The organism is Pseudomonas sp. FSL W5-0299 (assembly GCF_005930655.1).
Taxonomy (GTDB): Bacteria; Pseudomonadota; Gammaproteobacteria; order Pseudomonadales; family Pseudomonadaceae; genus Aquipseudomonas; species Aquipseudomonas mandelii.
In genome coordinates this window covers 89,552-100,420 of the sequence record NZ_RXHX01000024.1, presented here as the reverse complement: position 1 = coordinate 100,420, position 10,869 = coordinate 89,552, and the positions used below count along the sequence as shown (strand labels likewise).

Annotated in this window: 12 protein-coding genes; 5 read left to right on the top strand and 7 right to left on the bottom strand. The window is 57.1% G+C overall.

The window, feature by feature from the left end; genetic code table 11:
- Positions 1-378: 378 nt before the first annotated feature.
- On the top strand, positions 379-927 hold the full coding sequence (locus FHL16_RS24040; RefSeq protein ID WP_007946335.1) for a cupin domain-containing protein: 549 nt from the start codon (positions 379-381) through the stop codon (positions 925-927).
- A 115-nt stretch (positions 928-1,042) separates the two neighbouring features.
- Complete coding sequence (locus tag FHL16_RS24035; protein WP_077749506.1) at positions 1,043-1,489, top strand: NUDIX hydrolase; 447 nt, start codon at positions 1,043-1,045, stop codon at positions 1,487-1,489.
- A 184-nt stretch (positions 1,490-1,673) separates the two neighbouring features.
- Here the strand turns inward: FHL16_RS24035 and FHL16_RS24030 are convergent, their stop codons facing one another.
- From FHL16_RS24030 to FHL16_RS24010, 5 genes are all read right to left on the bottom strand, one after another.
- Positions 1,674-2,186 carry a DUF6644 family protein gene (locus FHL16_RS24030; protein WP_077749505.1) on the bottom strand — a complete coding sequence of 171 codons (513 nt, stop codon included), beginning with the start codon at positions 2,184-2,186 and terminating at the stop codon, positions 1,674-1,676.
- Positions 2,186-2,536 (bottom strand): DUF6152 family protein, encoded by a 351-nt coding sequence (locus FHL16_RS24025; protein ID WP_077749504.1) that lies wholly within the window; start codon positions 2,534-2,536, stop codon positions 2,186-2,188. The genes FHL16_RS24030 and FHL16_RS24025 overlap by 1 nt, the downstream gene beginning before the upstream one ends.
- Before the next feature lie 242 nt (positions 2,537-2,778).
- The gene (locus FHL16_RS24020; protein ID WP_077749503.1) at positions 2,779-3,210 is read right to left on the bottom strand and encodes a hypothetical protein; all 432 of its coding nucleotides are present in this window, start codon (positions 3,208-3,210) and stop codon (positions 2,779-2,781) included.
- 195 nt (positions 3,211-3,405) lie between these two features.
- Entirely contained in the window at positions 3,406-3,924 is a 519-nt protein-coding gene (locus FHL16_RS24015; protein ID WP_077749502.1) for a hypothetical protein, read from the bottom strand.
- Between the two features lie 219 nt (positions 3,925-4,143).
- Positions 4,144-5,616, bottom strand: coding sequence for a hypothetical protein (locus FHL16_RS24010; protein ID WP_077749501.1), 1,473 nt, complete (start codon positions 5,614-5,616; stop codon positions 4,144-4,146).
- Positions 5,617-5,745: 129 nt separating this feature from the next.
- On the opposite strand from FHL16_RS24010, the gene FHL16_RS24005 reads away from it, so the two are divergent.
- Positions 5,746-6,168, top strand: a complete 423-nt coding sequence (locus FHL16_RS24005) for a hypothetical protein (protein ID WP_077749500.1) — start codon at positions 5,746-5,748, stop codon at positions 6,166-6,168.
- Between the two features lie 53 nt (positions 6,169-6,221).
- On the opposite strand, the gene FHL16_RS24000 is transcribed toward FHL16_RS24005, so the two are convergent.
- Entirely contained in the window at positions 6,222-6,515 is a 294-nt protein-coding gene (locus FHL16_RS24000; protein WP_010455402.1) for a hypothetical protein, read from the bottom strand.
- Positions 6,516-7,241: 726 nt separating this feature from the next.
- On the opposite strand from FHL16_RS24000, the gene FHL16_RS23995 reads away from it, so the two are divergent.
- Both FHL16_RS23995 and FHL16_RS23990 read left to right on the top strand, forming a co-directional pair.
- Entirely contained in the window at positions 7,242-7,949 is a 708-nt protein-coding gene (locus FHL16_RS23995; protein WP_010455399.1) for a TetR/AcrR family transcriptional regulator, read from the top strand.
- A complete protein-coding gene (locus FHL16_RS23990) occupies positions 7,939-8,715 on the top strand; it encodes a pyrroline-5-carboxylate reductase family protein (RefSeq protein WP_077749499.1) in 777 nt (258 codons plus the stop codon). The genes FHL16_RS23995 and FHL16_RS23990 overlap by 11 nt, the downstream gene beginning before the upstream one ends.
- A 68-nt stretch (positions 8,716-8,783) precedes the next feature.
- Here FHL16_RS23990 and FHL16_RS23985 read toward each other — a convergent pair whose 3' ends face one another.
- Positions 8,784-10,820 (bottom strand): NADH:flavin oxidoreductase, encoded by a 2,037-nt coding sequence (locus FHL16_RS23985; RefSeq protein WP_077749498.1) that lies wholly within the window; start codon positions 10,818-10,820, stop codon positions 8,784-8,786.
- Between the last annotated feature and the right edge of the window lie 49 nt (positions 10,821-10,869).

The following is a 10,869-nucleotide window of genomic DNA, read 5'->3' as shown; positions in this document are numbered from 1 at the left end:
TGGCGCCAGATCAGCCACCATCAATGTCGCCTGACACACCGCCATCGCGAGCAGGCTCACTCCTACAGGAGATCTGTGGCGTGCACAAAATGTGTGTACGCCCGGCCCAAACTGTAGGAGTGAGCCTGCTCGCGATGGCGCCAGATCAGCCACCATCACCGCCACCTGACACCCCCCGAACCCACATCGCCAAACGGTCTGACATGAGCACCCTCAGCTTTTTCACTAACCAGTTATCGAACCTGCTGAGCAACACCACCAAACGTGATTTAATACCCGCCTTTCACATTTCCGGGACAGGGAAGCGGTACTTTCGCGGCCAAAAGTCGCCCGCCATCCACCCCCATAACCCTTAAGTATTTCTCGCATAAGGCTGTCATGGACACGGGCTCACGACTCAAATTAGTACGCGAAAGCTACAAACTGTCCCAGCGCGAGCTGGCCCGGCGTAGCGGCGTCACCAATGCCACCATCTCCCTGATCGAACAGAATCGCGTCAGTCCCTCCGTCAGCTCCCTGAAAAAACTGCTCGAAGGCATTCCCATGTCCTTGGCGGATTTCTTTACCTTCGACCAGCCGCCACGTGAGCATCAATACGTATTCCGCGCCAATGAACAGCCGGATCTTGGGCGTCATGGGTTGCGGCTGCTGTTGATTGGCGCTTCGGTGCCGAGCCGGCAGATGCGGCTTTTGCGCGAGCAATACGCGCCGGGCGCGAGTTCGGGGGAAGAGCCGATTGTGCACTCGGAAGGCGAGGAGTGCGGGCTGGTTACGCGGGGGACGGTTGAGTTGACGGTTGATGGTCAGATCAGCGTGCTCAACGCTGGCGACGGCTATTACTTCCCGACGACGTTGCCTCACAAGTTCCGCAATATTGGCCAGGATGAAGCGGAAATCATCAGCGCTAACACCCCGGCCAACTTCTGATATCAAAACGGACGCCATCCTTTAGCAGCTGCCGAAGGCTGCGTCCGCGGCCAACAGCCATGCCCAATGGACGCACCTGCTACAGGGTTTGATCAAAGCAAATGGACTTCACCTCATGACCACGCCCCGCATCCGAGCCCTCGCACTCTGCATCTTCCATCACGATGGCAGGATACTGGTCAACGAAGCCCTCGACCCCGTTACTGGAAAGCCCTTCTTGCGCCCAATCGGTGGCGGAATCGAGTTCGGCGAAACCAGCGCCCAAGCCGTACTACGTGAAGTCGATGAAGAACTTGGCTTATCCATTACCGATGTTCGCCTGTTGGGCACACTCGAAAACATCTTCACCTATGCCGGCACGCCCGGGCACGAAATCGTGCAGGTCTACGATGCGAAATTCGTGGATGCCAGCGTCTATGAACTGCTCCACTTGGATGCTCAAGAAAGCGATGGCGCTGCCTTTGTAGCGAAGTGGTTGGCGCTCGACAGTATTACTGGCGAAACGCCGTTGGTGCCTGCTGGGCTATACGAATTGCTGAAGAAAGTCGTACTGCTGGACTGATGCTCGGTCATTAGCAATAGCGCTGTTTAACGTATTGATCGCCAAGGATGCGATCACCTTTCAAGGAGCGAAAATGACATTGACTGCCGAAGCGTTGGTCAGCATCGCGATGACCAATCCAGTACACGCGGAAATCGGATCTATTTGATGCATAGATCTGGTACTTTTTTTCATGTCTCCCCAGTCAGGTGTAAGCCAGCAATCGTCCGCAGAGCACCACGCTGATCCATAACATAATCGAAAATATCGCCTGGATTTTTGCTATTCCTGGCGCCGCGGCGTCGGTGTTCCATCGGGCTACTGACCGAAAGACACCCACATGAAAAAGAGCCGCGTTGAGGCCCGCAATACCGATCAAGCACAGCTTCAGAATAAAAACGCCGTTGGAGGCGAAGTCGTGCGGATGGGCTGAAAACATCATCAGCCCCGCCGGGACGATCAACAGCAGGGCCGCGACTCCCCACCTCAGCAGGTGGCGGGCCAGTGCCGTCACCGGAAGATCTCTCGACAGCCCGAGAACCCGCAGATCGAACATGACGACCGAGCCGACAAGCACCACGAAGCCAATGATGTGAACCACCTCGACGATCGGATACAGCCATAACTCGCTTCGCATGGCCAACCCGAGTGGCGAGTCACCCACATCGTCCAGCCAGCCGTCCAGACCCGATCCACCGCGGATGCCAGTTGTCTGCATCAACGTAACTCAGTGGTTTTGTTGTCGACCGTGATGCGTTCTGCGCGCAGTTCATCGGGGTTGTTGCGATTCTGATAGCCCACCACCGTAGCCCGTTTTCCGACACTCAGCATTTCCCTGGAAAGCCCCCGGTTTTCCATGCGCGATGGCGGCGCAAGCACGACACTCCAGGTCTTGTCGTCGGTCTTCAGGCGAATGAACCCGTGCGGGTGGGAATAACCGGACTCCTCGATCGTTCCGTTCAACTGCAAGGGTTTGCTCGAGTCATACTCACTCCAGCCGTGATGAGCGAACACCGTCGATGCCACCAGTAACGTTGAGAATCCAAGAGCCCCAAGCAAGCGCTTCATGATGCAATCTCCTGTTACGGATCATTGATGACCGTCGACCTGTTCTGATCGGGAACAGGTCAATCCAGAGAGTCTTAAAAATAGTACAGATTCGTTGACGAGGGGAGGCCGGGACGGCTTCGCCGTCCAGCGGGAGCAAGCTCCCTCGCCACGGAGGGTGGTTTCTATATGGAAAAGGTGACAGATCTATTTAAACAAAGGACCTGTCACCTTTATCACGCGGCTGTCGCTGTGCCGTTCAGCTAAGGCGCCATGGATTTGCACTGATTGCGCAGACCGTCGTCCTTGATGTTCTGGCAACCTCCGGAGCCTTGCTGGGCCTTGCAGTAATTGCGCTGGTCATTGTCGCGAATGTTTCCACAGTCACTCGTACCTTCTGTTTGCGCTTTGCAGGCATTGCGCATGTCGTCGTTCTTGATGTTTTGGCACCCTCCCGAACCCTGCTTGGCTTTGCAATAGTCGCGCTGGTCATTGTCGCGAATGTTTCCACAATCACTCGTACCCTCCGTTTCCGCTTTGCAGGCGTTGCGCTGGTCGTCGTTCTTAATATTCTGACAACCGCCTCGGCCCTCACGCGCCTTGCAATAGTTACGCTGGTCATCGTTGCTGATGTTTTCGCAACTGGCGTAAACGTAGCTGCTGAACATCAGCATCACTGCGAGTATTAGTCTCATTGCACACTTCCTTGATTTTTCAGGGATCAGCCTGACGCTGGTTACTCCACCCATTTGATGTCGTGGGGGTGCCATCATATCGACGTCAGTTTGTAGAAAAGTTCCAGGGCAAAAAAGGAGGTTATGTGCACCGATAACATCAAAGGGGATGGATTTATTTTCTGAAAATAAATCCGTTCCCTTATTCCAATGCGCTCAAGGCGTCGGCGGCGTTAATCGATCCAGGGCACAACCGTTGGCTGCTGACGGCTTAGCCTGAAAAAGTCGAACGCCGGAATCCAGATCAACGATGCTGACCTGGCAGCCGCTCATGACATTGGGGCCATCGGTGATGCCGCCCTTGATAACATAGCGGGCTCCCGGCATGAACTCACTGACAAAATCGACCGTGCATCGTCGGTTGCCGCTGGCTCCGCCTTCCAACACCAGATGGATCGGTTTGCCCGCTTCAATGGCTCGAAAACCTTCGGGTTCCGAGAGGTACCCGCCTCTGACCGAGAATAATTGCCGAGCAGGTGCCACGGGGACCGACCTGCCGTACTTGCAGGCGATGGTCGGCGCTGCGCTCAGGGTCAGGTAGTTGCGGCGGTTGAAGAGTGCGTCCATCTCACTGCGAATCTGCGCTTGGGGAGCATTGGCAGGGGTTTCGTATTGCGGTATCGGCGAGCAAGCGGTAATCAGAAGCAGGAGCGAGCCTGAGTACAACGGTTTCATGGGCATTTCTGTCCTTAGCGGTTGGAGGTGGGCACTCTAATGCTATTTGTTGAATAAAAAGGGAACGCATTTATTTTCGCCCTTAGGATTTGACGTAGTTATCCGAGGCCCCGCCAGAAATGAACGGGACTTTTTAGTTCTCGAAAAAGGTGACCGAAAAAGGTGTCATATTCATTTAAATAATTAGATCTGCCACAGTTTTCCGAATGGCCAGCCAACTCAAAATTCCACCACATCAATCGTCCACTCGGCCTGCACGTTCTTCGTAACGTATTGGAACGGCACAAACATTCCATACGCCTCGAGGTAGACGTAAATGTCGGTGCTGTATTGGTAAGTATCTTTTATGCAGCTGAGTACCTTGGCAGTCCCGGTCAAACTCGGGTGATACGTGCTCGCAGGTTTCTGCGACTGCACCTCACAGCTGTATCTGTCGTCGACGGGCACCAGGGCTCTGGGACCTTTCCCGCCGTTGGTGTATTGAAGCCGCATTTCTTGCGCCGTGTATCGCAGGAGTGCGCCGACCGGCATGTGCGCCCAATCGCCCTCGAAGTTGAGGTTCGTCAGCGCCTTATCCTCAATCGTTATCTCACCTGCACGACTGCTGAATTGACTTTCAGCCAGGACAATCAGGCCTCGGAACGTGGCTTTGGCCCACTGACCGCGTCGGTCTTCATAACGCTCCGTCAGTTGATTACCCGTCTTGCCTGAAAGGTATGTCGAGTCACGCCCGTTGAGCCGCACGCCTTCATCTGAATACTGCCTTGGCTGGGAGTTATCCTTGAACACCCGGCGTAGGTGCTGAATGCTTTTCTCCGGTTTGGGCATATTCAATGCCTCGATGGCTTTCAACACCGGGGCGGCAACGACGGGGGCCGGTAATTCGAAAGGCGACTGCTCACGCCCTTCAAATTGAGTGTATTGGTCTAGCGATTGCGGTTTGCCGCAGGCCACTTGAACCAGCTGACGCTCATCGGCGCTGAGGCTTTGCGAGCCGATGGCTTTAAGATCTGTCTGCATGCTTCCAGCGAGTACACGACTGTGAGTATCAAGGTAGAAATGGCTTAACGCAGTCAGTTGTTGCAGGGCGCAGTTGGCCGTCCACCGCTGGCGTACCTGCCCATACAAGGCGTTTTGGCCGGGCATCAACATCTCGCCGGGCAGTACGCGGGCCGTCCAGAAAGTCACCTCATCACCTGTTACTTTCAGGCTGCTGCGGTCGATCATCTGCCAATCCTGATGCTCGGGTGCGGAGAATACGCGCCATTGAGGAGGTGCTGTCTGGGCACACACCTGCTTCAACTGCGCACTTTGCAGGTACCGGCTTTTTTGTTCAGCAGGCAATTGTCGGGAGTCTTCCGAACGCCCTCGCGGGTTCGCGGCGAATAGCGACATTCCCGCTTTGCTGCGGTAAGCCATCTGCGCATCGGGCTGGCTGCAGTGGGCGTCGAAACGGGCCAGATAATGGAGTTCCGGACTTGGGGACGAAGTCACTAGATAGGTGATCCGATCACCCTCGCGCACGATCGAGTTCGGCTCGGGTGTTTCGAACAGCACACTGTTGAAAACCGCAAAACCCGGCTGGGCCTCAGGTGTTGTGATTTGAGCGGGTTTTGTTGCTTGGCATCCAGAGAGGATCACGGCAACGGTCAGCAGTGAAAAAAAGCTTATAGGGCGGGACGTGGCATCCATGCGGGTGTACTTCATTGAAAGAATGATGGCATATTAACATGAGTGCTGGCCGCCCAATAGGACGCCGCTTTTACCGACAAACAGGCATCTGGATTTCAGGGCTGCGACTCAAATTATGGAGAGACAAAGTTGACTGGACAGGTTTTGAAGTCGAAGTTGGTCAATTTTCTGGTGGCCGATGCCGAGGTGAATTACGGCAACGTGGACGATTTGTATTCCATGGCCGAGGCAGGGGATGTGGACGCGTTGGGCGATGTGCTGGAGGCCTTCAAGGAAGCATACGGAGGACTTTGGGTTGGCGGGAAGATGGAGCTGACGCAAAAAATGGTCCGTTTGAGTGCCAATGCCATGAACCGTCTTGTTCAGGACGGGACGCTGGATATTGAGCTCCCACTGGCATTCATCCGAAAGGTCACTATTGAAGGCGGGTTCATGACGAAGATCATCCGTCTGGATACCGGCGCTGGCAGCGTTAAATTCCGGTGTTTTGGTGCGAAGGATGTCGCGACGCTGATAGAGAAGACAATTCACTCGCCAACTCGACAGGCCTGAACAACACAAAAAACCCGCAACTCAGTGCGGGTTTTTTTACGACTCAACTTTGATCACTGACTTTTGGGTGCATCAAACCCGCGCTGCTCAATCACCCGAAACACATCGCTCACATCCTGGACCATGATCCGGGCGATGTTGGTGACGGTGTTGATGTCGTGTTCGGCATAGTCGGGGAGGCTGGTGCAGGCCATGAGGTTGAGGTATTTGAGGACGGCGTTGAGGCGTTCGCTGAGGCAGTTGTGGAGTTCGCGCAGCGGGGCGTCGTAGTCGATGAGCAGGACGGGGTAGTCGGTGGCGAGTTGGGACATGGGAGTGAAGCGGCGAGGCGGTTGTTGAGCTGTCATGGTGTAAATCCTAATAAAAAAGAAGAATTACCACCGTTTGCTGCGAAACAAATTGGGTGGCAGCTGTGCGCGGGTTCGCAGACCGGAGGATTTACACTAAGACCCGGCAGACCCGAGGGTCTCCCACGCACAACCGCCATAAAACACTTTGCAGCCGGAGCCGGCTGCATCATGCCTGACGGTGTTTTGGTGTCAATCTTGAGGGCTGCGAAACCCTATCGCTAATACAGTCAGCGACGGGTCGAATATAGGCGGCGATTTTGGTGCCTGCAAACGGGGTTGTAGGACGGAAAATCGGATTTTTGGTAGATGTCGGGAGCAGCATCCGGTTGAGTAACTGACATGAATCCAGAGGTTGTTTAGTGTCCGGTGGATCGTGCGTGCCGGATTTGCGGCTGCTGTGCAGCCGAACGCAGGCTTCGCCGGCGGCTACGGGATATGGGCATGTTTAAAATGTTGTCGGATTTTGGGGCTGCTTCGCCGCCCAGCGGGAGCAAGCTCCCTCGCCACAGGGGGCGGTTTCCTACGTGAAATTCGGACGTCAAGATTCGACGATTGTCAGGGTGAAGTCCTGGTGAGCAGTGGAGTCAGGCCGATGCCCCCTCTTGAAAATAATTCCAGTGTCCACCGCCGTCTAAAAAATGTACGTTGATGTACATTTTATGTACGCCTTGCACGCAGCCGCGTACAGTTGCCGGGACATCAGATATCAAAGAGGAAGCCAAAATGCCGCAGGCAGGAAAGACGCGAATCAAGGCGCAAGAAGCGGGTTGGCGTGGCTCCGTCAATGGCTGGCTGGACGCGGCTTACGATGCGCTGAAAGAATCCGGTGTGGACGCCGTGCGGGTGATGCCGTTGGCCAAGCGGCTGAATTTGTCGCGCACCAGTTTCTACTGGTTTTATGAAGACCGGGAGCAGTTGCTCGCGGCGCTGTTGGCGCGGTGGCGGGACAAGAACACCGGCGGCCTGATTGGCCAGTGCGAGAGTTATTCAGAAAGTATTTCCGAAGCGATCCTCAACGTTTTCGAATGCTGGTTAAACCCTGATTTGTTTGACTCGCAGTTTGAATTTGCCGTGCGCAGCTGGGCGCTGCAATCGGCTGAGGTGTCCGCCGAAATCGCGCTGGCTGATGAAGCGCGAATCAATGCCCTGGCCGCGATGTTCCGACGGTTCGGTTATGAGGTCGCGGCCGCCGACGCTCGGGCCAGAACGATCTATCTCACCCAGATCGGCTACATCTCCATGAAAACCACTGAGGATATCGTCGTACGTTTCCGGCGAATCCCTGAGTACGTCACCGTATTTACCGGCAAAGCACCGAAGCGGCGCGAGCTCGACCGGTTTTATGGGAAATTCGGCTACGCAGAAAAAGAGCCGGGGGTTTTCGTGTCACGGGTCGACAGCTTTGAGGAGGCCACCCCCGATGCAGAATAGAACCCTGGGCATCATCGGTGGCACCGGCTGGCTGGGCCGCGCGATTGCGCAGGCGCTGCTCGATACCGGCTTCATCCGTCCTGATCGTTTGCTGGTCTCGAACCGGTCCGGCACCCACACGTTCGAACCACCGGTGCGGCTGCTGGCTGACAACCAGCAGCTGGTGGATCTCAGCGATATCGTTGTGCTGTCGATCCGGCCAGAACAATTTCGCCAACTCCAGATAAACGCCAGGGGCAAGCTCGTGATTTCCCTGATGGCCGGGGTCCCGGCGACGGCTATTCGCGCGGCAACGGGCGCCGAAGTGGTGGTACGTGCGATGCCGAATGCGGCGGTGGAAATCAGGCAATCGTTCACGCCTTGGTGCTGTCCTGCCAGCCTGTGCGAGCAGGACCGAGCGCTGGTGCAACGGTTGTTCGAATGCGTGGGCACGGCGGATGAAGTGCCGGATGAGGACTGTATCGATTACCTCAGTGCGCTGTCCGGCACCGGGCCTGCCTTGGCGGCGATGTTGCACCAGGCGTTGATGAATCAGGCGGTGGCGGCGGGCATCCCGGCCGCGATCGCACAACGAGCCGCACAGGGTGTGGTGGTGGGCGGCGGTCAATTACTCGCCAGCCATGATCCCCGGCAAATGATTGAAAACTTGATGGCTTATCGCGGGGTGACGGCGGCCGTGCTGCAGTCGATGGCTGATCAGGGCATCGAAGCCATGGTGGGGCGTGCTGTTCAGGAAGGTGCGCAAGTGGCCCGGCGAGGCATGTAGTCGATCGGTTTGGGCGCACACTTTGCGCCCGAAGCGCCTCCTTCCGCTCAGGGAAGGAGGCTGTCGAGTCAAATATCTTTCACCAGTCGCAACGCGTCATAGATCGCCGCGTGGGTATTTCGAGCGGACACCGCATCACCAATCCTGAACAACTGGAAACGCCCTTGCGGGTTGGTGACGATGTGCTGTGCGTTGCCCGTGATGAGGTCGTGCTGTTCGACTGCGCCTTCATTGCTCGAATGAGGACGAAGGTCGAAATACAGGTCATCCAGGGGGATCGTGCCGTGGTTGACGACGACCTGATCGACCACGCGTTGCTTGTGGACTTTGCCGTAATCGCTGCCGAAAGTCGCAATGAGCCTGCCATCGTGCTTCTCGACTGACTCGACCCGATAGGTGACGGTGAAGGTGACGGCCAGGTCCTGCAGGCTGCGCATATAGGGCACCAGGTTCATCGCCATGACTTCGGGTGCAAACGACCTGTCCGGGGTGACGATCTCGACGGTCGCACCGCTTTGCGCGATGACTTCGGCCGCCTGCAGGGCGGCGTGGTCGCCGGCATCATCGAAGATCAGGACATTGCGGCCAGGCTTTACATCGCCGGAGATGATGTCCCAGGTCGAGACCACCAGGTCATTGCCCTGCGACAGCACCTCGGTATGGGGCAGGCCGCCGGTGGCAACGATTACCACGTCCGGTTCATGGGCCAATACCGTGTCGGCCTCGGCCCAGGTGTTGAAGTGGAATTTGACGCCCAGGCGCTCGCACTGGCTCATTCGCCAATCGATGATGCCGATCATTTCGCGTCGGCGCTCGCTCAGCGCCGTCAGCCGGATTTGGCCGCCAGGGCGGTCGGCCGCTTCCAGCACGGTGACATCGTGGCCGCGCTCGCCGGCCACGCGCGCCGCCTCCAGACCTGCGGGGCCGCTACCGATGACCAGGACCTTGCGCTTCACCGCCGCTTTGGGAATGTCATGGGGCATCGTGGTTTCCCGACCGGTCGCCGGGTTGTGGATGCAATAGGCGGCGCCACCCTGATAGATCCGGTCCAGGCAGTAATTCGCACCCACGCACGGACGGATATCTTCTTCACGCTTCTCGATGATTTTGCGCACGATGTGCGGGTCGGTCATGTGCGCGCGGGTCATGCCGACCATGTCCACCTTGCCTGACGCAATGGCGTAACGCGCAGTGGCAACGTCGGGAATCTTCGCGGCGTGGAAGGTCGGAAAACCCGTGGCGGAGCGAATTTCGCCGGCGAAGTCCAGGTGCGGGGAATTGCGCATGCCCTGGATCGGGATGACGTCGGTCAGGCCCGCGTCGGTGTCGATGTGGCCGCGCACGACGTTCAGGAAGTCCACCAGCCCGCTGTCCTTGAGCATGTGTGAGACCTGCATGCCCTCGCTGGCATTGAAGCCGCCCGGCAGTTGTTCATCACCCGTATAGCGCACACCCAGCAGGAAATCTTCCCCGACCCGCTGGCGGATGCCCCTGAGGATGTCGAACGTAAAGCGCATGCGGTTTTCCAGCGAGCCGCCGTAAGGGCCTTCGAGGTCATTGGTCAGCGGTGACCAGAACTGATCCATCAGGTGCCCGTAAGCCTGTAATTCCAGGCCATCAAGACCGGCGGCCTTCATGCGCTCGGCGGCATCCACGTAGTCCTTGATGATTCGCTCGATGTCCCAGTCTTCCATCTTCTTCGGGAAGGACCGGTGCGAAGCCTCGCGTCGGTGCGAGGGCGATACCACGGGCAACCAGTCGGCTTTGTCCCAGCGGGTACGGCGGCCCAGGTGTGTCAGCTGGATCATCACGGCCGCGCCGTGTTCATGGCATTCGTCGGTCAGGTCCTTCATCCATTTGACCACTTCGTCCTTGTAGGCGAGCACGTTGTTGAACACCGGAGGGCTGTCTCGGGACACGGCTGCGGAGCCGGCGGTCATGGTCAGGGCCACGCCGGCTTTGGCGCGTTCGACATGGTAAGCGCGATACAACGCCTGCGGCATGCCATCAACCGGGTAGGCCGGTTCGTGCGCGGTGGTCATGATCCGGTTTTTCAGGGTCAGGTGCTTGATCTTGTAGGGTTGCAGCAAGGGATCGCTGGACATCGTGGTGCGCTCCGTAGTGGGGCTTCATCGGGCTTGGCGAGTTGAAATT